At 61.7% G+C, this 24,890-nt stretch carries 26 protein-coding genes; 8 read left to right on the plus strand and 18 right to left on the minus strand.

The window, feature by feature from the left end; genetic code table 11:
• Positions 1-24 precede the first annotated feature (24 nt).
• From ACI3GR_RS01630 to ACI3GR_RS01650, 5 genes are all read right to left on the minus strand, one after another.
• Complete coding sequence (locus ACI3GR_RS01630; protein WP_407492112.1) at positions 25-1,521, minus strand: phosphomannomutase/phosphoglucomutase; 1,497 nt, start codon at positions 1,519-1,521, stop codon at positions 25-27.
• 182 nt (positions 1,522-1,703) lie between these two features.
• On the minus strand, positions 1,704-3,536 hold the full coding sequence (locus ACI3GR_RS01635) for a KpsE/RkpR family capsule polysaccharide export protein (protein ID WP_407492114.1): 1,833 nt from the start codon (positions 3,534-3,536) through the stop codon (positions 1,704-1,706).
• Entirely contained in the window at positions 3,514-4,173 is a 660-nt protein-coding gene (locus ACI3GR_RS01640; protein ID WP_407492115.1) for an ABC transporter ATP-binding protein, read from the minus strand. Before ACI3GR_RS01640 ends, ACI3GR_RS01635 begins: the two co-directional genes overlap by 23 nt.
• A gap of 265 nt (positions 4,174-4,438) precedes the next feature.
• Positions 4,439-5,503 carry a permease gene (locus ACI3GR_RS01645; protein WP_407492117.1) on the minus strand — a complete coding sequence of 355 codons (1,065 nt, stop codon included), beginning with the start codon at positions 5,501-5,503 and terminating at the stop codon, positions 4,439-4,441.
• The gene (locus tag ACI3GR_RS01650; RefSeq protein ID WP_407492118.1) at positions 5,496-5,855 is read right to left on the minus strand and encodes an ArsR/SmtB family transcription factor; all 360 of its coding nucleotides are present in this window, start codon (positions 5,853-5,855) and stop codon (positions 5,496-5,498) included. The genes ACI3GR_RS01645 and ACI3GR_RS01650 overlap by 8 nt, the downstream gene beginning before the upstream one ends.
• A gap of 106 nt (positions 5,856-5,961) precedes the next feature.
• Here ACI3GR_RS01650 and ACI3GR_RS01655 point away from each other — a divergent pair, with 106 nt between their 5' ends.
• Together ACI3GR_RS01655 and ACI3GR_RS01660 are read left to right on the plus strand one after the other, a co-directional pair.
• Entirely contained in the window at positions 5,962-6,546 is a 585-nt protein-coding gene (locus ACI3GR_RS01655; protein ID WP_407492119.1) for a uracil-DNA glycosylase family protein, read from the plus strand.
• Complete coding sequence (locus ACI3GR_RS01660) at positions 6,543-7,334, plus strand: SseB family protein (RefSeq protein ID WP_407492121.1); 792 nt, start codon at positions 6,543-6,545, stop codon at positions 7,332-7,334. Before ACI3GR_RS01655 ends, ACI3GR_RS01660 begins: the two co-directional genes overlap by 4 nt.
• 63 nt (positions 7,335-7,397) lie before the next feature.
• On the opposite strand, the gene ACI3GR_RS01665 is transcribed toward ACI3GR_RS01660, so the two are convergent.
• The 7 genes from ACI3GR_RS01665 to ACI3GR_RS01695 all read right to left on the minus strand — a co-directional run bounded on the left by ACI3GR_RS01665 (position 7,398) and on the right by ACI3GR_RS01695 (position 14,481).
• Positions 7,398-9,176: an SLC13 family permease gene (locus ACI3GR_RS01665; RefSeq protein ID WP_407492123.1), complete on the minus strand. Its 1,779-nt coding sequence runs from the start codon at positions 9,174-9,176 to the stop codon at positions 7,398-7,400.
• Positions 9,177-9,227: 51 nt separating this feature from the next.
• Entirely contained in the window at positions 9,228-10,145 is a 918-nt protein-coding gene (locus tag ACI3GR_RS01670; RefSeq protein ID WP_407492125.1) for a DMT family transporter, read from the minus strand.
• On the minus strand, positions 10,142-10,972 hold the full coding sequence (locus tag ACI3GR_RS01675; protein WP_407492126.1) for a TIGR00282 family metallophosphoesterase: 831 nt from the start codon (positions 10,970-10,972) through the stop codon (positions 10,142-10,144). Before ACI3GR_RS01675 ends, ACI3GR_RS01670 begins: the two co-directional genes overlap by 4 nt.
• A 258-nt stretch (positions 10,973-11,230) precedes the next feature.
• Entirely contained in the window at positions 11,231-13,003 is a 1,773-nt protein-coding gene (locus ACI3GR_RS01680) for an SLC13 family permease (protein WP_407492127.1), read from the minus strand.
• A gap of 60 nt (positions 13,004-13,063) precedes the next feature.
• A complete protein-coding gene (locus tag ACI3GR_RS01685; protein ID WP_407492128.1) occupies positions 13,064-13,564 on the minus strand; it encodes a hypothetical protein in 501 nt (166 codons plus the stop codon).
• Positions 13,565-13,585: 21 nt separating this feature from the next.
• Positions 13,586-13,774, minus strand: coding sequence for a hypothetical protein (locus tag ACI3GR_RS01690; protein WP_407492130.1), 189 nt, complete (start codon positions 13,772-13,774; stop codon positions 13,586-13,588).
• 98 nt (positions 13,775-13,872) lie between these two features.
• Positions 13,873-14,481 carry a MarC family protein gene (locus ACI3GR_RS01695; protein ID WP_407492131.1) on the minus strand — a complete coding sequence of 203 codons (609 nt, stop codon included), beginning with the start codon at positions 14,479-14,481 and terminating at the stop codon, positions 13,873-13,875.
• A 162-nt stretch (positions 14,482-14,643) separates the two neighbouring features.
• On the opposite strand from ACI3GR_RS01695, the gene ACI3GR_RS01700 reads away from it, so the two are divergent.
• Positions 14,644-15,384: a YebC/PmpR family DNA-binding transcriptional regulator gene (locus ACI3GR_RS01700; protein WP_407492132.1), complete on the plus strand. Its 741-nt coding sequence runs from the start codon at positions 14,644-14,646 to the stop codon at positions 15,382-15,384.
• Positions 15,385-15,497: 113 nt separating this feature from the next.
• Here ACI3GR_RS01700 and ACI3GR_RS01705 read toward each other — a convergent pair whose 3' ends face one another.
• Positions 15,498-16,208, minus strand: a complete 711-nt coding sequence (locus ACI3GR_RS01705; protein WP_407492133.1) for a dienelactone hydrolase family protein — start codon at positions 16,206-16,208, stop codon at positions 15,498-15,500.
• Between the two features lie 93 nt (positions 16,209-16,301).
• On the opposite strand from ACI3GR_RS01705, the gene ACI3GR_RS01710 reads away from it, so the two are divergent.
• The 3 genes from ACI3GR_RS01710 to ACI3GR_RS01720 are packed head-to-tail and all read left to right on the plus strand — an operon-like array spanning position 16,302 to position 18,489.
• Positions 16,302-16,910 carry a LysE/ArgO family amino acid transporter gene (locus tag ACI3GR_RS01710; RefSeq protein ID WP_407492134.1) on the plus strand — a complete coding sequence of 203 codons (609 nt, stop codon included), beginning with the start codon at positions 16,302-16,304 and terminating at the stop codon, positions 16,908-16,910.
• A 44-nt stretch (positions 16,911-16,954) separates the two neighbouring features.
• On the plus strand, positions 16,955-17,863 hold the full coding sequence (locus tag ACI3GR_RS01715) for a DMT family transporter (protein ID WP_407492135.1): 909 nt from the start codon (positions 16,955-16,957) through the stop codon (positions 17,861-17,863).
• Between the two features lie 50 nt (positions 17,864-17,913).
• Positions 17,914-18,489 carry a hemerythrin domain-containing protein gene (locus ACI3GR_RS01720; protein WP_407492136.1) on the plus strand — a complete coding sequence of 192 codons (576 nt, stop codon included), beginning with the start codon at positions 17,914-17,916 and terminating at the stop codon, positions 18,487-18,489.
• A 19-nt stretch (positions 18,490-18,508) separates the two neighbouring features.
• Here ACI3GR_RS01720 and ACI3GR_RS01725 read toward each other — a convergent pair whose 3' ends face one another.
• Entirely contained in the window at positions 18,509-19,114 is a 606-nt protein-coding gene (locus ACI3GR_RS01725; protein WP_407492137.1) for a glutathione S-transferase family protein, read from the minus strand.
• A 70-nt stretch (positions 19,115-19,184) separates the two neighbouring features.
• Between ACI3GR_RS01725 and ACI3GR_RS01730 the strand changes: the two genes are divergently transcribed.
• Positions 19,185-19,868, plus strand: coding sequence for a helix-turn-helix transcriptional regulator (locus tag ACI3GR_RS01730; RefSeq protein WP_407492139.1), 684 nt, complete (start codon positions 19,185-19,187; stop codon positions 19,866-19,868).
• 3 nt (positions 19,869-19,871) lie between these two features.
• Here ACI3GR_RS01730 and ACI3GR_RS01735 read toward each other — a convergent pair whose 3' ends face one another.
• The 3 genes from ACI3GR_RS01735 to glpK form a co-directional block, all read right to left on the minus strand.
• The gene (locus ACI3GR_RS01735; protein ID WP_407492140.1) at positions 19,872-20,552 is read right to left on the minus strand and encodes a dimethylsulfonioproprionate lyase family protein; all 681 of its coding nucleotides are present in this window, start codon (positions 20,550-20,552) and stop codon (positions 19,872-19,874) included.
• Between the two features lie 122 nt (positions 20,553-20,674).
• The gene (locus tag ACI3GR_RS01740) at positions 20,675-21,466 is read right to left on the minus strand and encodes an SDR family oxidoreductase (RefSeq protein WP_407492141.1); all 792 of its coding nucleotides are present in this window, start codon (positions 21,464-21,466) and stop codon (positions 20,675-20,677) included.
• Between the two features lie 86 nt (positions 21,467-21,552).
• Positions 21,553-23,040, minus strand: a complete 1,488-nt coding sequence (gene glpK, locus ACI3GR_RS01745) for a glycerol kinase GlpK (protein ID WP_407492142.1) — start codon at positions 23,038-23,040, stop codon at positions 21,553-21,555.
• A 148-nt stretch (positions 23,041-23,188) separates the two neighbouring features.
• On the opposite strand from glpK, the gene ACI3GR_RS01750 reads away from it, so the two are divergent.
• Entirely contained in the window at positions 23,189-23,440 is a 252-nt protein-coding gene (locus ACI3GR_RS01750) for an HP1242/YdcH family protein (RefSeq protein WP_407492143.1), read from the plus strand.
• Here the strand turns inward: ACI3GR_RS01750 and ACI3GR_RS01755 are convergent.
• On the minus strand, positions 23,425-24,825 hold the full coding sequence (locus ACI3GR_RS01755) for a helix-turn-helix domain-containing protein (RefSeq protein ID WP_407492144.1): 1,401 nt from the start codon (positions 24,823-24,825) through the stop codon (positions 23,425-23,427). The two genes, ACI3GR_RS01750 and ACI3GR_RS01755, sit on opposite strands and share 16 nt — an antisense overlap.
• Between the last annotated feature and the right edge of the window lie 65 nt (positions 24,826-24,890).

The raw sequence follows: 24,890 nt of genomic DNA on the forward strand, positions 1-24,890 counted from the left end.
AAAGCCCCCATACGCGGTCGTCGTTTAGAACGTCTGGTCGTAGTCGCCTACGGCAGGTTCCGTGCGGATCACATCGTCAATCTCTTTAAAGATCGCCCGCAACTCGTCTTCGGAGTCGGAGCTTTCGCAGACCACCACAAGGTTCGGCGTGTTGGAGGAGGCGCGGACCAAACCCCAGGACCCATTGTCGAGGATCACGCGGGCGCCGTTGACGGTCACCACCTCTTTGATTGCGCGACCTGCAAAGCTGTCGCCCGCGTCTGCTTTGGCGACCAGCTTTTGCACCAGCCGTTCAAGGATATCGTATTTCTCGGTATCTGCCGCGTAGGGCGACATCGTGGGGGTGGACCACGTTTTGGGCAGGGCTTTGCGCAGGTCCGACATCTTCATGTCGGGGTTACGGTCCATCAGCTTACAGATCTCGACCGCCACGCGCATGCCGTCGTCGTAGCCTCGGCCCACGGGCTCAGCCATGAAGTAGTGGCCGGATTTTTCGAACCCTGCCAGCGCGCCTAGTTCGTGCACGCGACGCTTCATATGGCTGTGCCCGGTCTTCCAGTAATCCGCCTTGACGTCATTGGCCTGAAGCTCTGGGTCCGACGCAAACAAGCCGGTCGATTTTACATCGGCCACGAAGGTTGACCCGGGATACAGCTTGGACAGGTCGCGCGCCATGATGACACCAACCTTGTCGGCAAAGATTTCCTCGCCCTCGTCATCCACCACGCCGCAACGGTCGCCGTCGCCATCAAAGCCAAGCGCCATATCCGCGCCCGAGGCCTTCACGCTGGCCGACATATCGTGCAGCATCTCCATTGCTTCGGGGTTCGGGTTGTAGTTCGGGAAGGTGTAGTCGAGCGTATTGTGGCTATCCACGATCTCGACCCCGATGCGCTTGAAGACCTCGGGCGCAAAGGCCGCCGCGGTGCCGTTGCCACTGGCGCAGACGACCTTGAGCTTGCGGGTCATTTTGAAATCGCCCACCAGATCGTCGATATAGGCGTCCCACACCCCGTCGACGAATTCATACGACCCGCCATCGCGCGCCTGTCCTTCGCCGTTCAGGACGATGTCTCGCAGTTCTGCCATCTCGTCCGGGCCGTGGGTCAGGGGCATGTCGAACCCCATCTTCACCCCGGTCCAGCCGTTGGGATTGTGCGATGCGGTGACCATCGCCACGGCGCAGCCACCCAGATGGAAGGACGAAAAATAAGCCATCGGCGTGATGCACGGTCCGATGTCGCGCACCTTGATGCCCGCCTGCATCAACCCAAGGATCAGCGCGTTTTTGATCGACAGGGAATAGTCGCGATAATCGTTGCCTACTGCGATTTCCGGTTTCAGCCCATGCCGATGCATCTGCGTGCCAAGACCAAGACCAAGCGCCGTCATCCCGGGCAGGTTGATCTGATCGGGATATTGCCAGCGGGCGTCATATTCGCGGAACCCCGTGGGAGTGATCATCGGGTCGCGCAGGAATTCCCAGGTGTTCGGGGTGACGTCGGCAATGGGTTTGGTCAATGTCTTCTCACTTCTTCAAAGGCGGGTCAGACGCGACCCTTCTGAACACTACATAGATCGTTTAGCGCCTTGATCCGCCTTCGTCAGCCGCTGGGTGCAAAAATGATAAAACCCGCGCCGGATTGGCGCGGGTTTTCGGTGGCTGTGCTGAAATCTTGGCGACTGGGCCAAGGTCGCGTCGCTTAGCTCGACACCTGTTCGCGCAGAATCGACGCCGTCAGCGACACCATCAGATAGACGCCCGCAAGGATCAGGAACGCAAGGATCGTGTTTTCGAACTTGCGGGGGTAGGACGGATCTTCGGCCGCGACCGGATTTACCGACGTCGTCAGATAGCGGACCTGCCGGTTCGCCTCCAATTCAGTCTGCTTTTCGTTCTGCAGCGCGGATTGCAGGAACAGGTCCGCCGTCGCCAGATCGGCCTGGGCCATCTGGATGCGTGCGGCTTTTTCGGCCAGCGATGTTTCGCCTGAGGTGGCGTCGGTCATCCGGGCGTTCAGATCGCTCAACACGGTGGTCAGACGGCGGATATCGCCCCGGACGCCGTCAACACGCGCCTCATTGGGGCGGCGGTTGTCCAAAAGCGCCTGCAACTGCAGTTCCTTTTCCTGCAATTGCACCTCGTAGTTCGAGATCTGGGTGCGCAGCGATGCGATATAGCCTTCGGGGTCAAGGAAGTTGTCTTCCTGCAACCGGACCAGTGCCTCTTGGGCGGCGCGGCGTTCTTCCTTGGCGCGCTCAAGGCTTTCTCGGGCGGTGGTCATGCCGTCTTCGCGTTTGCGGCGCGACAGCTCGTCCACACGTTCTTCGGCGTAGTCGATCAGGTGATCGGCGAATTGTGCGGCGATCACCGGGTCCGCGGCGGACACTTCCATCTTGATCACGCCTTCGGTCGGGTCGTAGGCGATTTTGACGAACTTTTTATAGACCTTATAGGCGTCTTCGTTGGACGGATTGTCGGTCATCCGCTGAATCGGGTCGATCCAGTCTTGGGTGAAATGCGCCTTGAACCCCATGTCGTCGTCCAGCCGCAACATGGCGTCCTTGGATTGCAGATAACTCTGCACCGCGATCGCGTCTTGGTTGGTGGCAAACTGTGTGCCCTGCAACAGGCCTCCGATGCCAGAGCCACCGGCGTTGTCGGCCTGAAGGATCAGGAATTCGGCCTTGGACGAATACATCGGCGTCGCGATGACATAGAAATAATAGCCCGCAAGGATCGCCGGGGCGAAAACGAAAAACGACAGCCGCGTGAACAACAGCAACAACCGGCGACGCCGACGGCGCGCGATGTCGCGCTGGATGTTCATGATCTCGCGACCGCGCTGTTCGGCCGGGTTCACCTCGGTCGAGGGGAGGTTGGCCTGATCCAGCGGCACGGTCTTGGGCAAGCTTTCGCCGCGCGGGGCGGGCAATTTGGCATCCCCGGTCGCGCCACCACCCGCGCCGGGAACCACCAATTCCAGCATATTCGTAGGCTTAAAGGGGTCGATCCCCTTGGCACGCAGCTGGCGCACCGCGTCAAAATCGCTGGTCGGGGCCAGCCCGTGTTTCTGGGCGACGCGCCGCGCCATACGTAGCTGACGGCCTGTCAGGCCTTCTTTGCGAATGGCGTCGATGTCGTTCTCGGCGCTTACTTCATCAGACGACGCGATCTGACCTTCACGCGGTGCATCCTCGGGCGCGGCTTCTGGCGGCGTCTGGGGCGCTGCGGGGCGGGCCGCCTGCGCGGCGGCAGGCCGATCCGATTGGGAGTCTTTCAGCGCGGCCAGCGCGGCGGCGCGTCGTTTCGCAACATCCGCCATGGATTTTTCCGCCGGGTTCGGTTGTGGCTGCGCGGGACGCGCGGGCGCCTCGCCTTCTGCCGATGCCTCTGGTGCGGCAGGGCGGGGCACGGGGCGCGGCGTGGGCTTCGCGGCCTGTTCCGGTGCCGCGTCTGGCTGACCAGTTTGCGGCGTCATCTCTTCGTCGGCGCGACGAATGCGGAATTTCCTAGCCTTGGGTTTCGTAGTCATAAAGCTGCTTCGCCTCTTCCAAGGTATCGAACATATGCAATTGGCCACCCATCAATACGGCGGCTTCAGTTGCGAATTTCTGTAGCGTGTCGGCTTGGTGCGACACGATCACCACGGTCGTCGTTGCAAGCCGTTCCCGCAGGATGTCGCCCGCTTTGCGGTTGAACTCCACATCTGTCGAGGTCGGCATCCCTTCGTCGATCAGGTACATGTCAAAGTCCAGCGCCAACATCAGCGAAAACGAAAACCGCGCCCGCATCCCCGACGAATAGGTGCCGATGGGCTGGTCGAAGTATTCGCCCAGACCGCACAGCCAACGGCAGTAGGCTTCGACGTAATCCGGGTCCAGCCCGTAGATCCGCGCGATATAACGCGAGTTTTCCATGGCCGAGTGCTTGTTGGTCACGCCGCCCATGAACCCAAGTGGGAAGGATATGCGGCAGCCCCGGCGGATTTCGCCTTCGTCCGGTTTTTCAAGCCCCGCCATCATGTTGATCAGGGTCGTTTTCCCGGTGCCGTTGGGGGCCAGAATACCCAAAGACCGGCCAAGCTCTACCCGGAAGGAGACCTTTTCAAGGATCACCTTGCGTTGAGAGCCTGTCCAAAAGGACTTGCTGACATTCTCGAACTCGAGCATCGGCTCGCTCCGGATCTGCTCACCCGCAACCTTACAGGATGGTTGCTTAACGGCACTTTGGTTTTTTGGCCAATATGGCGGATTTTCCCCGCTGATGCCAAGTAAAGTCGTCCAAACCAAGGCATTATCACCGCAAACCGAGTCTTTTTAGTCCCGATTGTCGCCTGTCACGCCCTATTGATACGGGCGGAGGGGGCGGTGCCCGCGCCGAAACGACACAGCCCGGGGCATGTCACCCCGGGCTGTGCTGCTGCATCGTGATGGATCAGGCGATCAGACTGGCCGCCACGGACCACGCCAGTCCGGCACAGAGCGCGCCGACCATCGCCAGCCCTACATAGGCCGCAAAGACCCGCGGTTTCACCAGCGCCCAGACAGCGATCGCGGCGGGAATGCAGGTGACACCGCCCGCCACAACAAAGGACATCGCGGCACCGGGGGCCATGCCTTGGGCCAGCAGGCCGTCGACCAGTTGCACGGCGGCATAGCCGTTCAGGTAGGCCGGGGCCCCGACCAGTGCGCCCATCAGGATCGGCATGAAGCCTTCGCCGCCCAGCACGCCTGCAATCCATTCCGCCGGGACATAGGCCAGCATCAGGGATTCAATCAGGTACGCCAGCAACAGCCATTTCAGCAGGAACACCGCGTTGTCCAAGCTCGCACGGCGGAAGGTCTCGCGCCGCTCAGGCTCTGCCCAGAATTTCCAGACCGGCTTGCCCGCAAAGGGTTTCTTGACGCCACAGCAGTCCCCCACCTGAGGTTTCTCGCGCAGCGGATCGGCAAACACGGCAGAGCGTTTCGCGGCCATCGCAACGAACCCGCCCAGCAGGCCGACGGCCACGGCGGCGACCGTTTTGCCGACCGCGAAAGGCAGTCCTAGCGCACCGGCGGTCACGACGAACATCGCCGGGTCCATCAGCGGCGACGCCAGCCAGAAGGCCATGACCGCCGACAGTGGCGTGCCCACCGCCAGAAGCGCGGCGATGAAGGGGATGACCTCGCACGAACAAAAGGGTGACAGCCCGCCAAGCAGCGCGGCCATGAAGATCATGTGCACTTCGTTGCCCTCGAACGCCTTGGCGATCGTCGTCTCCGCGCCCGAGGCTTTCAGGTATCCAATCGCCAGCACCGCGATCAGGATGATGGGGGCGGTATTGGCCAGCGCCCGTGCGGCAAACGTCAACGTCGGGCCGAACTGGTCCATATCGACCAATGCCAGCACGGCTAAGATTACCGCTGAGGCCAGCCAAGCCTTATCGATCTTTTTCCAGATCGAGCCGAACCCGCCCGGCGTTGCCTGTGCCGGAGTGTGGCTTTGCGTGTCAGCCATGGTCGTGTCCTTCCACGTTGTCCCCAGTGGTGTTTTGGCACGCGTCCGCACAGCATTCCTTCAACAGGAAGTCTGCCAGATCGCGCAGCTCGTCATAGGCGACAGCGGCGCAGATGATGCTGCGCCCCTGTTTTTCCTGCCGAACCAGCCCCGCCTGTGCGAGGATTTTCATATGATGTGTCAGGGTCGACCCGGTGACGCCGGTCCGGTTGCCCAAGTCTCCGATGCTCAGCCCCTGCGGGCCGGCTCGAACCAAGGTGCGCAATACCGAAAGACGTTGTTCACTGCCCAAGGCAGCAAAGGTCGAGGCGGCGGTTTCTAGGCGAAGGTCATTGGTTTGAATCGTTTTCATGATTCTAGAAATATCGAAGGGTTTTGGAGCTGGCAAGATATTTCGAAAATTATCGAAGCAATCCGGCTGGTGGCAATCTTGCCCCACCAGCCCTAACTCCCTGAAGATGACCGAACTGCCCGATCAGATACGCGCCTGCCGCCTCTGCGCCGACCGCTTTGCCGCCACGGCGACGCGCCATCCGCCGCGGCCGATCGTCTGGTTCAAACCTGGCGCGCGTATCCTGATCGCCAGTCAGGCCCCGGGCTGGCAGGCCCACGACAAGCGTAAACCGTTCGAGGACCGGTCCGGCGACCGGCTGCGCGATTGGATGGGGTTGGATCGTGACACCTTTTACGACACCGACCGCATTGCCATCATTCCTATGGCCTTTTGTTTTCCGGGCTACGACGCCAAGGGGTCGGACCTGCCGCCGCCGAAAATCTGCGCTGCCACATGGCATGACCGGGTGTTCGACTGGATGCCCGATATGCGTCTGAAACTGGTGATCGGGGCCTATTCGCAACGCTATCACCTAGGCGCCAAGGGTCCGCTGACCGACACGGTGGCGGGGTTTCGCGATCATCTGCCGGACACGATCCCCTTGCCTCATCCGTCGTGGCGCAATACCGCATGGCTGAAACGAAACCCTTGGTTCGAAACCGATCTGTTGCCTGTGCTACGGGCCAAAGTGAAAGAGGCGCTCAGATGACCGAGACCACGCCAATCGACACAGCCCATGCCGCGATGGAGGCCGCCCCGCAGGATGACGCGGCGCGCCTGCGGTTTTATGAACGTCTGGCAGATAGCGAATTGTACCTGATGCTGACCGAAGAGGCGAAGGGCGACAGCGTCAGCCCCGATCTTTTTGAACTGCCCGAAGCAACCTTTGCGCTGGTCTTTGACCGCGAAGACCGCCTGTCGCAATTCGCAGGCCGCCCCGTGCCATATGCCGCAATCTCGGGCCGTGCGATTGCGGCGATGCTTTCGGGGCAGGGGGTTGGTCTGGGCCTGAACCTTGATGTCGCGCCTTCGGCCATCCTGATCCCGCCGCAGGCCGTCGACTGGCTGGCGCAAACCCTTCTGGCCGCCCCGGACGAGGTCGAAGAGCGGATCGCCGAATTCACCCGCCCCGGACAACTGCCCGAGGCGCTTTTGACCGCGCTGGATACGAAACTCGCCATGACCGCCGGTCTGGCCCGACAGGCCTACCTGATCGGCACCACGTCAGATAGCGGCACTAAGGGGCACCTGCTGGCCTTTGTCGATGCCAAGGACGACGCCCGCGCGCCCTTGGCCAAAGCGGTGGGCGAGGCGCTGACCTTCTCGGGCCTCGACGCTGGCGTTCTGGATGTGGGATTTTTCGATGCGCATGATCCGGCGGCAGCGGCACTTGCGCGGCATGGCCTGCGGTTCGACCTGCCAGAGCCGCCGCAGCCGCGAAAGGTCGAACATATCGCACCGGGGTCGGACCCGGACAAGCCGCCGAAATTGCGATAGGATTGGTGGGTCACAGACCCACCCTACGTAGGGTGGGTTTTCAACCCACCTGTTCCGCCACGATCACAGCGCCCAAAACAACGGGATACAGGCCGACACCAGCAACCCCATGCTCAGGTTCAACGGTATCCCGATCTTCATGAAATCGGTAAACCTGTACCCGCCCGGCCCGTAGACCATCATGTTCGTCTGATATCCGATCGGCGTTGCGAAACTGGCCGAGGCCGCAACCATTACCGCAACCACCAAGGGCCGGGGATCGATGCCGACGACCTGCGCCAAGCCGATGGCAATCGGCGTTACCACGACGGCGACTGCGTTGTTCGACACCAGCTCGGTCAGGACGGATGTCAGCAGGTAGATCGACCAGATCACGAAGAACGGCGGCAGCCCCTGCAGGAAGGGCGCGACGGCGTTCACGATCAGCTCTACCGCGCCCGATTGTTCCAACGCGGCGCCGACGGCGAGCATCGCAAAGATCATGGTCAGCAACCGGCCTTCGACAAAGGAAAATGCCTCTTCCGCGTCGATGCAGCGGGTCAGTAGCACCACCGCCACGGCCAGCACCGTCAGCATAAAGATCGGCGCTACGCCAAGCGCGGCCAGCCCGACGATGGATAGCAGCGCCAAGATCGCGATGGGGGCCTGTTCGCGGCGATAGGCCCGGCCCGTAGGGTGCGATACGTCCACCATTTCCATGTCCGACGACAGGCGGCGGATATCCTCGGGTGCGCCCTCCAGCAAAAGCGTATCGCCCACCCGCACAACGGTTTCGTCCAGCTGACGCCCGATGTTCTGGTTCCGGCGGTGCACGGCCAGCACGTAAACACCATACCGACGACGCAGGCGCATCGATCCCAACTGCCGCCCCACCAGACGACAGCCGGGGGTAATCAGCGCCTCGACCGTCGTGGTTTCGACCGCTGAAATCTGGTCGACCCGCTTCAATTCCTTGTTCCGCTGCAAAGACAGGAGTTCGCTGATCTGAGACCGCAGAACCACGATGTCGCCGACCTGCAGCACCACGTCCTTCAGGTTGCGTCGCAGCGAGATATCGCCGCGCACCACGTCGATCAGCCGCACGCCTTCGCGTTTAAAAAGCTGCACGTCCAGAACCTCGCGGCCGATTAGGTTGGAGTCGGGTGGGATGACAGCTTCGGTGAAGAACTTCATCCGCGACCGGTCCGACAGCATATCGGCCATGGAATCCCGGTCCGGCAGCAACCAGCGGCCCACGATGTAAAGGTAGGTCATACCGAACCCAACGACGATCAGGCCGATGGGCGTGACCTCGAAAATCGTGAACGGGGCCAATCCCTGCGCGCGGGCCACACCATCGACCAGCAGGTTGGTCGAGGTGCCGATCAGGGTCAGCGTGCCGCCCATGATCGCTGCATAGGACAACGGGATCAGTAACCGCGAGGCGTTCAACCCTATCTTGCGGGCCAATTGGACAAAGACCGGGATCATCACGACCACCACCGGCGTATTCGCCACGATGGCCGAGGCGATGATGACAAAGACCATCAAGGCCGCAATCGCCAGTTTCGGCCTGCTGGCATAGCGTTCCGCCAAGGACGTGAAGGCATCCAGCGCGCCCGTGCGCACCAAGGCCCCCATCACCAGAAACATCGCACCGATGGTCCAAGGTGCCGGGTTCGACAGAACCGGCAACGCGGCCTCATAGGGCAAAAGGCCCAACACCAGCAAAAGCGCGACACCGCCGATTGCCACGACTTCGGTCGGGTAGGCTTCGCGCAGGAAAAGCACGAACATCAGGCCCACGACGGACAGCGTCAAAATCGCTTCGGTCGTCTGGGACAGGTTCAGGACATCTAACAAGATCAGGCCTCGCGCGGATCATGACGTGCCGGGGCGCACGCCGGGGACTATCTAGGCAGCCGAGGGCGGCTCGGGCAAGCGGTCACTTTGTCCTCGGGGCGCGCGGGGCTGCACCAGTGTCATGCCTGCCAGAAGAACGACCAAAGCGATCCAGATCAGCGGTGCGGGCCGTTCACCCAGCATCACCATCGACCAGATCACGCCAGAGGTCGTGACAAGGTAACTGACCTGCACGGAAAAGAGCGGCCCCGCACGGCCTACCAGCCAGACATATCCCGCATAGACAAAGGCATGGATCGTGGCCGACAGGATCAGTGCCAGTTCCGGCGCGCCAAACCGGGCAGGCCAGATGAACGCGCCCTCAGCCACCGCCAAGGGGCCGGTCAACGCGGTCGCGATCAGGGAGGCAAGGCAGAGCGTCTGCACCGCATCCATCCCCATCGTGCCGAACCGCGCAACGATATTGCCTTCCAGGGCGTAACAGGCAGGCGCCACCAACGCGACGACCACCCAGATCGCCAGCGCCGGGTCGGGCAAGGAAGCGTCGGGGCCGACGATTAGCAGAACTGCGAAAAGGCCCAGTCCAAGCCCCGCCAGCTTGCGCCATGAAAAGACGTCATTGGCCAGCGCGATGGCCATGGGAAAGCTGAGGATCGGCACCAGCGAAAGCAGGATCGCCAGAATTCCGCCCGGCAGATGCACCGCCGCGCGATAGCTGAAGAGGTCCGGCAGAATGGTCCCGGTCATCGCGATAACGACGGCGATGACCCATTGCGCGGGTCGCGGGCGAAATCTGCGGCGGGCCAAGGTGAGGATAGCGCCCAGCACCACGGCACCAATCGCCGCTTGCCAGAAGATCAGGCCCAGAGGCTGGTAGCCGGTCGACACCGCAATTTTGGTCAATGGTACCGTCAGGCCCCAGCCCAGACCGATCACGATCAGCGCAAAGACCTGTGGCGCAAGGCTCATTCGGCGGGGACGGGAGAGGGCCCGGCCTGAGCCAGACGGCCCCCTTGGCGCACCATTTCCACCCGCGTGGCCAGCCCGGTGCGGTCGTCGGTTTCAACATAGACGCCGGACAGCGTGGCCTCTCCGTTCGCGGGTTGGAAACGGCCCTTGGACATGCCGGTGACAAAGCGGCGCAAAGGCTCTGCCTTGTCCATCCCGATGACGGAATTGTAGTCTCCGCACATGCCCGCATCCGACATATGTGCCGTGCCGCCGGGCAGAATCTGAGCGTCCGCCGTGGCCACATGGGTATGCGTCCCGACAACGAGAGACGCCTTGCCGTCGCACCAGTGCCCCATCGCCATCTTTTCCGACGTCGCTTCGCAATGCACGTCGATGATCGAGGCCTGCACCAGCCCGCCGGGGGGATGCGATTTCAAGACCTGTTCGATGGCCGAAAACGGATCGTCATAGGGACGCGACATGAAAACCTGTCCCAGCACCTGCGCCACCAGCACCTTCCGGCCATTGGTCGCTTCGAAAACCCGGTAGCCTTTTCCGGGGGCAGAGCGGGCAAAATTGATCGGGCGGACGATACGGTTTTCCTGCTCGATAAAGGTCAGCATGTCCTTCTGGTCGAAGGCATGATCGCCAAGGGTCAGGCAATCCACACCGGCCGCCAGCAGCGCCTTGGCGTGATCGGCCGACAGGCCCGCGCCATTGGTTGCGTTTTCGCCGTTCACCACGACGAAATCCAGTTTCCACGCAGCGCGCAGTTTCGGCAGGGTCTCGATCACCGCGCTCCGGCCCGAGCGTCCGACGATATCACCAAGAAATAGTAGCTTCATACCAACTGGGTATGCGGCAGGGACGAAAAGGGCAAGGGGACGGTTGAGAGACCGGCGGTGGTGCCAGACGGGCGTTCGACCTGCGGCGCAAACTTGCCACAGGCGTGGAAAAGTCAGAATGGTGCAAGGGGGCTCTGCCCCCGGCGCGTTCCGCGCCGCCCCCGAGGGTATTTGTCGACCAGAAGAAGATCAGGGCGTGGCGCCGCACGCCTGCGACACGGCGACATGGGCGTAGGGTGGGTTTTCAACCCACCGGTCCTACAGTGGCCAGAAAACGAGGATTGCCGGGATCGATACGGCCACCACGAGGATTTCCAACGGCAGGCCCATGCGCCAGTAGTCCCCAAACCGATATCCGCCAGGGCCAAGGATCAGCGTGTTGTTCTTATGCCCGATCGGGGTCAGGAACGCCGAGGAGGCCGCAACAGCCACCGCCATCAGGAACGGATCTGGCGACACGCCAAGCCCGTTCGCCATCTGGATACCGATTGGCGCGGCGACAATGGCCGTGGCAGTGTTGTTCAGCACGTCGGACAGGGACATGGTCACCACCATCAGCGCCGTCAGGATCGCCCATGCCGGCCAGCCTTCGGTCAGCCAGATCAGCGACTCGGCAATCAGGGTGGTGCCGCCAGAGGATTCCAGTGCCTGACCAAGGGGGATCATCGACCCCAGCAGGACCACAACTGGCCATTCCACATGATCGTAAAGTTCCTGCAGCGGCATGACGCGGATCAGCACATAGGCGATCACAACAAGGCCAAGCGCAATGGCCAGATCGACGATCCCGAGGCTTGCCAGCAGCACCGCGCCGCCGAACAGACCGATGGCGGCCCAGGTCTTTCTATCCTGCGTCACGGCCAGCCCCCGGTCGGCGAGGATCAGGCTGTCCAGCCACTCTGCGACATCAGCGCCCGTATCTTTCTGCACCAACAGCAGAAGAATATCGCCCGGCTGTACCACGGTCTTGCGCACTTGGCTGGTGATGCGGCGACCGTTACGCGAAATGCCCATCAGCACGGCGCGCTGACGCCATGACAGGCCAATGCCCTGCGCGGATTTGCCGTTCAGGCGGCTTTCAGGCTTCACCACCAATTCGATGATATCCAGGCCGTCGCTGTCGGCTTGCAGCAATTCTTCGCGTCGTTCGTCAGAAAACGCCAAGCTGAGGGTCGATCGGAATTCATCCAAGGCCTCCGGCGAGGCCTCTAATACCAGCGCGTCGCCCGGTTGGATGACGTTGTTGCGGGCGTTGCCATAAAGACGTTTGCCGTTGCGGATCAGGCCGATGATGGCGACATCCGCCTTCTCTGCCGTCTCATGCAGTTCGCCAACGCGGCGGCCGATCTGCTTGTTGCCCTCGGGCACGGTCAGTTCGGCGACATAAGGCGCAAGGTCCTTGCCGGGCACCGCCGCATCCTCGCGCGTCGGGATCAGCCGCCAACCGATCAGCGCGACAAAGGCCAGCCCCGCCAGCGCCGCGATCCCCCCGACAGGGGCGAAATCGAACATCTGGAAGCTTTCGCCCAGACTGTCGCGGCGGATCGTGGCGATGATGATGTTGGGGGGCGTGCCGATCAGCGTGGCCATGCCGCCAAGGATCGTGGCAAAAGACAGGGGCATCAACGACAATCCCGGCACGCGGCCAGCCTTGCGCGCGGTCTGAATGTCGACCGGCATCAGAAGAGCCAAAGCCGCGACATTGTTCATGAAGGCCGATAGCACGCCGCCTATGCCGCCCATGATCGCGATATGGGTGCCCAGCCGACGCGAGCTGTCCACCAGCGTCCGCGTGATCAGATAGACCGCGCCCGAGCGGACAAGCCCGGCCGAAACGATCAGCACCAGCGCGACGATCAGGGTCGCCTCGTGACCGAACCCCGTGAAGGCGTCTTCGGGTTCAACCGCACCGAGGACGACGGCTGTCATCAGCGCGCCAAAAGCCACGATGTCATAACGCCAGCGCCCCCACAAAAGCAGGGCAAACACGCCGCCGAAGATGGTGAATAATATTATCTGCTCGATCGTCATGAGCGGAGGATAGTCTTGCCGCGCCAAAGGTCACGCGGAATCGCGCGGCAAGCCTACGGCTTAGCAGTTGAAGCCAATCCAATAGTCTTCGGCAAGCGTGTGCTTTTTGAACCCATAGGGCTGGTCATCGATTTCGAACTCGGCATCGCTGCCGCCCCAGCCTTGTATATTGCCGCCCTCCGTGGCTTTGATGCGCGCGAAGGTGTAGATGATCGAATTCCACGTAAGCGGCAGACCAGTGGCCAGTTTGCGGCCTTCAATCTTGCGCCATGCGAATGTCTTCCACTCCCCATCAAGGGTCTTGTAGCGGATCGACAAATAGACCGGCCCTTTGCCTTCGCAGGCATTGTAGATGCGAGGCTTGATCTTCGCGTCATCCCCGTAGCTGTCCGCACAGGTGATGGCCCGCGTCTGCGTTTCAGCGGTGATGCTGACCTCTCGGAACGGCAGGGGGATCGGCGCGCGGCGGTTTGGGATATATACGTCGCGGTAGGTATCGCCGAACCAATCGCGATGCCGGTCGAATGCAACGTATGAGAAGCTGTCTTCGCGGGTTTTCACCGCTTCGATCGTTTCGCCGGGCTAGATCGTCTTCAGCCGTGATGTTGCATCGATATTGAAAGGCGTGATGAAATTTGCGCTGAACTTGATGGGCAAAGAGCATTCGTTGCGGAAATAGACCGTCTTGACCGATTGGGCCGCGGCGGGAGCTGAAAAAGTCGCCAGCAGTAAGATGGCCGCAAGGATTTTTCGGGCAGATATCAATGTCATAGGTCTTTAGCTTTCCGGTCTCATTTTTCCCAGCGAAAATCTCAGGCCGCCGGAGGTCAACCGCCTGAGGGCATGTTTTGCTATGATGCCCTGCAAAGTTACCCTTGCGTGATCAACAACCGCGCAGCTTCGATGACGTTGTCGACCGCGACAGCGGCCAGAACCATGCCCATGACCCGGCTGACAATCGCCGCCCCGCTTAACCGAATGACCTTCAGGATCGGCGCGGCCAGCAGCATCAGTAACAATGCGACCCCGAGCACCGCCAACATGACCAAGGCTGTGACCGCCTGTTCGGGGATCGAAAAGCGGTTGTTGTCGGTCAACAAAACGATGGCCAGCATCGCGCCGGGCGACGCAATCGATGGCACTGCCAAAGGGAAGATGGCGGGCATACCGTCGCCCCGTTCCTGCACCGCGCCGGACCCGTTCATCGGCTGACCAAAGATCATGGTGAAAGCGAAGGCAAAAAGGATCAGGCCGCCTGCGATCTGAAACGCGGGCAAAGAGATGCCGAGCGCGTCGATCAGAAACTGGCCGAGCACAAGGAAAAACCCTAGCACGAGAGCCGCCACGCCTGCCGCCTGAAAGGCGGTGCGACGCAGCCTGTTTGGCGCCATACCTGCGGTGACAGCGACAAAAACCGGGATGGTGCCAATCGGGTCGATGACGACCCACAGGATCACGAATTGTTCGAAGATGGACATGAGGATCCGAGAAGGCAGAAGGGAACGGGGGATGGGCGGCAGGTCTTATCGCACCCGATACAGGGTCCGCACACTGACGTCCAATGCCTATCCGCTTGCCTGATCCCTGCGCCTTGACTTATAGAGGCGCGGATCAATTCAGCCGTTACTCAAGAGGTCCTCATGGCCGGCCACTCAAAATGGGCGAACATCCAGCACCGCAAGGGGCGTCAGGACGCCGCGCGGTCGAAACTGTTTTCAAAGTTGTCGAAGGAAATCACCGTCGCCGCGAAGATGGGCGACCCTGATCCCGAGAAGAACCCCCGCCTGCGCCTGGCGGTGAAAGAAGCCAAGTCTCAGTCCGTGCCGAAGGACGTGATCGACCGCGCGATCAAGAAATCGCAGGCGGGCGACGGCGAGGATTACGAAGAAATCCGCTATGAGGGCTACGGCCCGAATGGCGTCGCCGTCATCGTCGAGGCGATGACCGACAACCGCAACCGGACTGCGTCGACCGTGCGGTCGACCTTTTCCAAGAACGGCGGCAACCTTGGCGAAACCGGTTCTGTCGGCTTCATGTTCGATCGCAAAGGCGAGGTGACCTACCCGGTCGAGGCCGGCGATGCGGATACGATCATGATGGCCGCGATCGAAGCCGGGGCCGAGGACGTCGAAAGCACCGAGGACGGCCATTACATCTATTGCGCCGATACCGACCTGAACGAAGTGTCCACCGCACTCGAAGCCGAGTTGGGGGAATCCGAATCCACCAAGCTGATCTGGAAGCCGACCACCACGACCGAGATGGATCTGGAAGGCATGCAGAAGCTGATGAAGCTGATCGAGGCGCTGGAAGATGACGACGACATCCAGCGCGTCACGGCGAATTTCGAAGCCTCTGACGAGGTGATGGAGCAGCTTTAATCGGCGGTCTTCATTGGTGAAGTTGAAAAGGGGGCTGTCTGCCCCCTTTTGTCCCTTCGGGCCAATTCACCGCCGAGGAATATTTATCTGACCAAAGAAGCCTTCAGATGGGATCAGCCGTGCAGTTCCGCGTGGAAAAAGTCGGTCAGGGCTTTCCACGATCTGGCGTCGGCCTTGGCAGAATAGCCTGACCCTTTGGAGGGCGTGGCGTCGGGGTTGGTGAACGCATGGCCGGTGCCCCCGAAGGCGAGCATCTGCCAATCGTCGCAATAGTCCGTCAATTCCTGTGCAAGCGCGACCTTCGCGTCCGGCGGGCAAAGGCCATCGTCCCAACCGTCGCAGACCAGCAGGTTGGCTTTCATCTTTTGGATCGGGAAGGACGGCGCGTCATAGACGCCGTGCAGGATAACGCCAGCCGCGAAATCTGCACCGACGCGCGCCAGATCAAGGATCGATTTGCCCCCGAAGCAATAGCCCATCGCACCAAGCTTTTGTCCCTGCGTCTGCGGCAGGCCCCGCAATTCGGTCAGCGCGGCGACCAATCGGCTGGCCAGCAGCGGACGGTCGGATTGCAGGGTTGCCATCAGGGCCGCGGCCTCTTCGCGGTCTTTGGCCAAAGTCCCGTTGGCGTAATAATCGACGCCCAAGGCGACATAGCCCTGCGCGGCCAGCCGATCACAGGTGGCGCGTTCCTTATCCGACAGTCCCGCAAAAGCCGGAGAGACGAGCACGCCGGGAAAGGGGCCATGGCCGTCGGGCAGGGCAAGGTATCCGATGCAGGTCGTGCCATCGGCGTCATAATGGTGATCTTTGCCCTTGGTCATCTTGTCTCTCCCGTGAATTGAGGCGACCTTGGCCGCCAAGTCGGCAGGCGTCAACATCCGCCAGTGCAGCGGGATCAAGGGCAGAGGGCCATCATGCAGGACGGATTCTTCGTCGCTTTCGTCGCGGCCTTCGGGCTGGGGTTGTCGCTGATTCTGGCCATCGGGGCGCAGAACGCCTTTGTGTTGCGGCAGGGGCTGCGGCGCGAACATGTGTTCGCCGTGGTCCTGACCTGCGCGCTGTCGGACGCGATCCTGATCGTTGCGGGCGTGGCGGGGTTTTCCGAATTGTCGGGCCGCTTGCCATGGCTTGGCCCGGCGATGCGCTATGGCGGGGCGGCATTTTTGATTGCTTATGGCGCGCTGGCGCTGCGTAACGCCTGGCGCGGCGGACAGGCCCTGACACGCGAGGGCGGAGAGGGGCGGGGCCTGGCCAAAACCATCGCTATCTGCCTTGCGCTGACTTGGGGCAATCCGCATGTCTACCTGGACACTCTGGCGCTAATGGGCGCTGTTTCATCCGGTTATTCCGACAAGCTGGGGTTCGCGATGGGCGGGGCGATCGCGTCTTTGACGTTCTTCTTCGCGCTGGGCTACGGCGCGCGACTTCTGGCGCCGATTTTTGCACGTCCCGTGGCGTGGCGGTGGTTGGACCTGATCATCGGTCTGGTTATGTGGATGATTGCTGCAAGCCTGCTTTGGTAACGTTTCCACTTGTCGTCGGTCGCGGGACGTGGCAACCAGAATACATGTTACCAGCAGCTAATTCCCGCCCGGTCGAGGGCATCCTCTGGACCTTTGGCGCGGGCGTTCTTTTCGTCGGGGTGAACGTGCTGGTAAAGTACCTCGGACCCGTCGTGCCTGCGGCTGAAATGGCGTTCTTGCGCTATGCCCTTGGCCTGATCCTGCTGGTCCCGGCCATCCGTCAGATCATGCGACTGCGATTGTCACGCCGCCAGTGGTGGCTGTTCGGACTGCGCGGCGCGCTGCATTCCATTGGCGTGTCCCTATGGTTCTTCGCCATGGCAACGATCCCCTTGGCCGATGTGACTGCAATGAATTACCTGTCGCCCATCTACGTGACCATCGGGGCTGCAATTTTCATGGGGGAAAAGCTGGCCGCGCGGCGGATCATCGCCGTGGTCGTCGCCTTGCTGGGTGCGCTGGTGATCCTACGCCCGGGCTTTCGGGAAATCGGCCCCGGTCATATCGCCATGCTTGTGGCGGCGGTTGTCTTTGCCGGGTCGTATCTGCTGGCCAAGCAATTGACCGACGAAACTGATCCGGTCGCCGTGGTGACCATGCTGTCGTTGCTGGTCACGGTGGGTCTGATCCCGCTGGCCGCGCCTGTCTGGGTGACGCCCACGTGGTTTCAGGTCGCGATCCTTTTCGCCACCGCGATTTTCGCGACCGTCGGACATTACCTGATGACGCTTGGGTTCCGCGCCGCGCCTATCACCGTGACCCAGCCGGTCACCTTCCTGCAATTGGTCTGGGCCGTGGCACTAGGAGCGATCCTGTTCCATGAACCGGTCGATCCCTACGTTGTGCTGGGTGGGTTGATGATCATCGGTGCGATCAGTTTTATCACGTGGCGCGAAGCCGTGGCCAAGCGCAAGCAGATCACACCGCCGTTCCCGACGCAGAAAATGCACTGATGCACAAAGCGGGGGTGGCGCTGGCCGTCTGCGCGCCCTAGCTATCGGGCATGAGCGATGATCTTTCCCCCGACCTGTCCTTGGACGCCCGCAAAGGCCTGCCAGAGCATCTGCGCGTGCTGGCCGATCTGTACCCCCGGACCGAATGGCGCGGGCACGGCAACTTCAACGAACTTACCGCGTTCTGGCTGGAACGGCACGGCATGTTCCGGCAGCTGAACGATCTGTTGGTCGAGGGCACGGAAAAGCGGCTGGATGGCGCGAACCCGCGCTATGGCCGCGAGTTGCAGCATTACACCTCGATGTATCTGAACCAGCTGCATGGTCATCACCAGATCGAAGACCACCATTATTTCCCGCAGTTCATCCCGCTGGACAAACGGCTTGAGCAGGGGTTCGAGATCCTCGATCGCGATCATCACGCGCTGGACGGACATATCCATGCCTTGGCCGACAGCACCAACGCCGTGCTGCATAAGATCGCGGCAGGTGAGGATGATGAGGCCGAGGCGCGCGCCCTGCTGGAGGCGCAGAAAGCCTTTCGCAAGTTTCTGCACCGCCATCTTGAAGACGAAGAAGACCTCGTCGTTCCGGTCATCTTGGAATACGGCGCGGCGTTGGAGTGATCCTGCCGCGCCGCTAAGACTACGCGCTCATCGCGGTGGCATCACGCTGCGTCGCGTATTGCATGCCCGGTCGCGCCCCACAGCGCTGCACCCAGTCGGTCAGATTGGGATAGCCCTCGGTCAGCCCGTCGAACCAGAAGAAGGGCGAAGAACATAAGATATCCGCGGCCGAAAATGTATCGCCCAGCAGCCATGGCCTCTTTTGCAGCGCCGCCTCTAGCGTTGCCATCATCGTGTCCACATCCCGGACGCTTTCCGCGATCGCGCCCGCGTCGAGGCCCGAGAATTTGACGATCAGCACCGTCTCGATCACGCCCTGATAATAGGCCAGCCAAGACAGATAGGCCCCGCGCCCCGGCTGGCCGGGCAGGGGTGCCAAGCCCGCATCGGGATATTTGTCCGTCAAATAGGCAAAGATCGCCGCCCTTTCGCGCAGGTGTTCGTCACCATCTACAAGATAAGGCACCTTCTTTTCGGGATGCGGGTTCTGTGGGTCCGGTCCGCCAATGCCATTGGGGCGGGCGATGGTGACATCCTGAATTGTGATCTCATCGACTCCCAACTCGTGAACCAAGGCAACCGCCCCGGTCGAGCGGGTCATCGGGGCGTGATATAGAATGGGCATAAGCCGTCCTTTCGTTTGTGTCCCGGGCAGACTAGCCTGACTCTACTGACAGTTTACGGCAGGATGTTGCATGGCCCGGACCGATCGATTGATGCGCCTGATGGACGTGCTGCGCCGCTTGCCGGCGCCCGTGACAGCAACCCGTCTGGCCGAGGAAACGGGCGTGTCGCCCCGCCAATTGTACAGGGACATCGCAACCCTGCGCGCAGGCGGGGCGCTGATCGACGGTGCGCCGGGTGTGGGCTACACTCTGACCGAAGATCCTGCGCTGCCGCCGCAAAGCTTTGACCGGCTAGAGATCGAGGCGCTGATGCTGGCCATGACCGCCTTGGAAACCATTGCCGATGGTGATTTGACCCGCGCCGGGCGCACCGCCATGGCCCGCATCATCGCCACACTGCCCGACCGACAGGCGCGTCAGGCGATGCATACGGCCCTGCACGCATGGCGACCGCAAAAGGATCGCCCCGAGGTTCGCATCGATATGGAAGTGGTGCGCAACGCCTGTTGGGACGAACACAGCCTGCATATCCGGTACCGCGACCTGTCCGATCAGGTCACGACCCGCGAAATCTGGCCTCTGGCCATTTCTTACGCCGAACATTCGCTGATGTTGCTGGCCCATTGCCGCCTGCGGATGGATTTCCGCGTCTTCAATCTGACGCGGATCGAGTCGCTGGAGCCCGGAGACACATGTTTTCGTCCGCATCGGGTATCGCTGATCCGCGACTATCAGGCGACGTGGACAGGCTAACGCCTAGATCCCTTCGCTCATCCTAGCTTTGCGGGACGACGACAGCTTCATCCCCGGCGAGGTCAGCTTGTCCGACGGCCCGGCCCATGCATAGGCCAGCAGGCAGGGCGTCAGGTCGGCGGTTGTGATGCGGTGTTCGTGATCCGGGCGGTTTAGGATCAGCGACCCCGGCGCATAGACCGCCGCATCATTTTCAGACCACGACCCGGCGACCGAGATATAGCTTTCCTCGATCTCTTTATGGCTATGCTGCGGATATGTCGTGCGCGGCGCAAACAGCACAAACCCAAGGATCAACTGATCCGATACGATAGGCCCGCGCGGCCCCAAGACTTCGCAATAGGCATATTTCTGCGCCAGCGCCCTCGGGATCTTCTCGTAGCCATATTCCCATGTCAGCTGTCCGGCCACGCGGGCCAAAGCCTGCGACAAGCCCAGCATCACGCCACGCTGGCCGATATCCAACGCGCGCCCGAAATGGGCGACCACGGGTTTGGTGTCAGGCTGACGGGGATGGACCTCGGGGTTGTCGGCAAAGGTCCGGCTTAGCAGGTCGCGCACCCGTTTGCGGTGCGACCGGATCGCCTTGGACCCGCCGTCTGATCCGTCGCGATAGACCAGATCGAATTCGCGCAGCAAATATCCCCAATCGGGGCAGTCGCGCAGCCGCAGAGTAGTATCCATCCCATGCCCTTCTCTTGGTCCAAAATACCTTGGGAGGAGCAGGCGGAGCCCCTCGGGGCTCCGCTGGCGGAGGGCGAAGCCCTCAAAACCATAATCGCGCGCGCGGCGGTCGCGCAATTGGATTACGCGTCGATTGAAGACCCGATTGTGGCCCAGACCAGGCCGCCGTCCACGGCAATCGTCTGACCAACGACGTAGTTGCCAGACCGCGCCGCCAGATAGATCGCCGCAGCGCTGATATCTTCGCCATTCCCAATGCGTTTCAGCGGAATGCGCTTGGCCACTTCATCCCCGTGATCGCGCGCGGCGCGGTTCATGTCGGATGCGAAGGCCCCCGGCGCGATGCAGTTCACCAGAATGTTGTCTTCCAGCACCTTCGCGGCGACGCGACGCGTCAGATAGATCAGCCCGGATTTCGATGCGTGATAGGCGTAGGTCTCCCACGGGTTCAGTCGCAGGCCATCAATGGACGCGATATTGATTACCTTGGACGGCTCTTCCGCCGTCGCGTTCTTCTTCAGCATGTCGTGCATTTTCTGCGTCAGGAAGAACGGGGATTTAAGGTTCAAATCCATCGTCTTGTCCCAGCCGGATTCGGAGAATTGAAGGTATTCTTCCCCCCAGGCGGCTCCTGCGTTGTTGATCAGGATGTCGACGTGATCTTCGTGCTGTTTCAGGTCTGCGATAAAGGCGTCGATCCCGTCCAGCGTGGACAGATCGTGGGGCAGGGGAATACACTTGGGCCCCAGCTCCTCGGCCGTGTCGACACAGGCCTGCGCCTTACGCGCAGTGATGTAGACCTTGGCGCAACCGGCCTGAATGAAGGCCTTGGCGAAATGTTTGCCGATGCCGCGCGATCCGCCCGTGACCACGGCGATCTTCCCCTCAAGGGAAAAGAGCGTGCTGATATCCATGATGTTCCTCCCGTTATGCGGAAGCATATTCCGCACGTAGCCCGCGCAGGGTCAAGGCGAAATCCTTGGGCGCAACGATAGCTGCCTTAAAACGCCTGCGCCGCCGCGACGGCCCGTTTCCACGCGGCGTATTTCTGATCGCGCAGGGCCGGGTCCATCTGCGGCTCGAATGTGCGTTCCTTGGCCCATGCGGATGCAAATTCTTCGGGTCCGGGCATGATCCCAGCCTGCCAGCCCGCCAGCCACGCGACGCCTTTTGCTGTCGTTTCCAGCACTTCGGGCCGGTCCACGGGCGCCCCCAGAATATCCGCCAAAAACTGCATCGCCCAGTCGGACGCCGTCATGCCCCCGTCAACACGCAATACCGTCTGGGCCCCTTCGGCCCCCCAGTCGTCGCGCATCGCGTCCAGCAGGTCGCGGGTCTGAAATCCGACCGACTCCAAGGCCGCGCGCGCCAGTTCCGCAGGCCCTGTGCCACGTGTCAGCCCAAAGATCGCGCCGCGGCAGTCGGCGTTCCAATAGGGCGCGCCGAGGCCGGTGAAGGCGGGCACCATGACCACGCCCTGCGCCTCATCCGCCCGATCGGCCAGCGCCTGAGTTTCTCCGGCCTCGCGGATCATTTTCAAACCGTCACGCAGCCATTGCACGACTGCACCCGCGACAAAGATAGACCCTTCCAGCGCATAGGTCGTCTTGCCATCGAACTGATAGGCAATTGTCCCCAGCATCCGGTTGCGGCTGGCGACCAGCCGGTCACCGGTGTTCATCAGCGCGAAACATCCCGTGCCATAGGTCGATTTCATCATACCCGGCGACAGGCAGGCCTGCCCGATTGTCGCCGCCTGCTGATCCCCGGCCACGCCTAGGATGGGGATTTCACGTCCAAACAGATCCGCGCGCGTCATCCCGAAATCTGCATTGCAGTCGCGCACCTCTGGCAGCATCTGCATCGGTACGTCGAACAGATCGCACAGCTCTTGCGACCATGCGCCCTTGGTAATGTCATACAGCATCGTGCGCGCGGCGTTCGTGGCATCGGTTGCATGGACGCGTCCGCCCGTCAGCTTCCAGATCAGGTAACAATCGACCGTGCCGAACAGCAGATCACCCGCCTTCGCCGCATCGCGCGCGCCATCATGCTGGTCCAGCAGCCATTTGACCTTGGTGGCCGAGAAATAGGGATCCAGCAAAAGGCCGGTCTGCGCGGTCACCGTCGGCTCGTGCCCCTGATCTTTCAGCGTGTGACAGATGTCCGAGGTCCGCCGATCCTGCCAGACGATCGCATTGCCCAAGGGCTTGCCTGTGGACCGGTCCCAGATCAGCGTGGTTTCCCGCTGGTTGGTGATCCCGATCCCAGCAATATCTTCAACCCCGATCCCGGCACGTTCCAACACGGCACGCGATGTGCTGGCGACGCTGCCCCAGATATCCAGCGGATCGTGTTCGACCCAGCCCGAGCGGGGGTAATGCTGCGCGAACTCTTCCTGCGCGCTGGCCACGGGTGACAGCTTGTCGTCGAACAGGATCGCCCGGCTGGAAGTGGTGCCCTGATCGATGGCAAGAATATAGCGCATGGTGGTCCTCCCTCCGGCGCAGGAAAGGCAGAGCGGAAGGCAATGTCAATGTGGGCGCCGCACGCAAATGGTGGCCCAATTTGATCCGAGTCAAAGCGCAACCCGCGGCGAATCTATTGACTGGTCCCAGCAACAGGAGGGACCCGCGATGTCTAACACACCCCACGAACTACACGAAGAATTCCCCGAACACGCCGAAGCGATCAGCGTGCTGAAACAGGTCGACAATCACTTTGCCCGCATGGCGGACAAGTATCACGACCTGAACCGCCGCATTCACCGCGCCGAAACGAATGTCGAGCCGATGGAAGACCTTGCGATGATTGAACTGCGCAAGGAACGCGGAGCGCTGAAGGATCAGCTGTATAGCCTATTGAAGACGTCTCAGCCGACCTCGTAAGGCAGGGTCGCCCGTTCATTTACGTCAATGGTCAGCCGCCGCTCTAGCGGCGGCACGGACCGCTGATGGCAATGCTCACGTTCGCAGATCCGGCACGAGATCCCGATGGGTTCAAACGTGTCGGGCCGCGACAAGTCCAGATCGTCGGCATAGACGATGTCGGCGGCGTGGTTGACCTCGCACCCAAGCGCGATCGCAAACCGCCGATCCGGCGCGCCCCATGACCCGCCGGGTTTGCTGACATCCCGGGCGATGGAAATATAACGCACCCCGTCCGGCGTTTCCGCCAACTGGCGCAGGAACCGCCCCGGCGTTTCAAACGCACGATGCACGTTCCACAAGGGGCAGGCCCCGCCAAACCGGGCGAACTGCAACCGCGTCGCGGAATGGCGTTTGGTAATCGTGCCGGCCTGATCCACCCGAACAAAGAAGAACGGGATGCCCTTGGCCCCCGGTCGCTGCAGCGTCGACAGGCGGTGCGCGACCTGTTCGATCGACGCGCCGAACCGCAGGGCCAAAACTTCGACGTCGTGCCGCACTTCGTGCGCGGCCTGCAGAAACGGGCCGTAGGGCATCATGGCTGCCCCGGCAAAGTAATTGGCCAGCCCGATCTTGGCGATGGCGCGGGCGGCATCGGATTGGAATCGCGCCAGATCCAGTGTCGCCTCCAGCAGCTGGTCCTGCCGCAGCAGCGCGACCTGCAACAACAGTTGGAACGTCTGGGTTTCCGCCGCCGCGCGCCGCGACAGGGTCAGCAGGCGCGCATCGGGGTCGTAGCGGCGTAGGATGGCGGTATCGGCGAATTCCACCCGGATGCCCTGATTGCCAAGGGCCGACACAGCGCGCACACGAATGTTCTTTTCGCCCGCATCGGGGGCCGCGAATTTTTCCGCCGCACGGTCCACGGCGTCGATGTAGTTGTCGCAGTAATGGAAGAAATCCCGCACCTCGTCCCAAGGTGACGGCAGAGTGCGCGCGTCTTCACGGCCCAAGGCTTCATCCAGCGACGCCAGCCGTTCATGCGTCTGACGGTAGGCGCGGTGCAGATGCAGGAAGGCGCGGGCCAGCGCGGGGGCGTTCGATGCAGTCAGGCGCAGATCGGCCAGCGGCGGGGCCACGTCTGCCAGGATCGGGTCGGCCATCGCTTCACGCATGTCAGACACCAGCCGTTCGCTGTCGCCCGTGCTCAGCTCGGTCACGTCAAAGCCGAATTCCTGCGCAAGGCTCAGCACCACCGTGGTCGACACCGGGCGGTTGTTGTTCTCCATCTGGTTTAAGTAGGGCAGGGACACGCCCAGCTTGGAGGCGAAGTCCTTTTGCGTCAGGCCAAGACGCTGCCGCGTTTCACGCAGTTTCGCGCCGGCATAGAGTTTCTTGGTGGCCATCACGCGCCTCGGCTTTGCAAGTTTTCAATACCTCACGGGTAACTTTGCAAAGCCTCTGGCGCAAG

It is taken from the genome of Pseudooceanicola aestuariicola, from assembly GCF_045763785.1.
In the GTDB taxonomy this organism is placed as follows: Bacteria; Pseudomonadota; Alphaproteobacteria; order Rhodobacterales; family Rhodobacteraceae; genus Pseudooceanicola.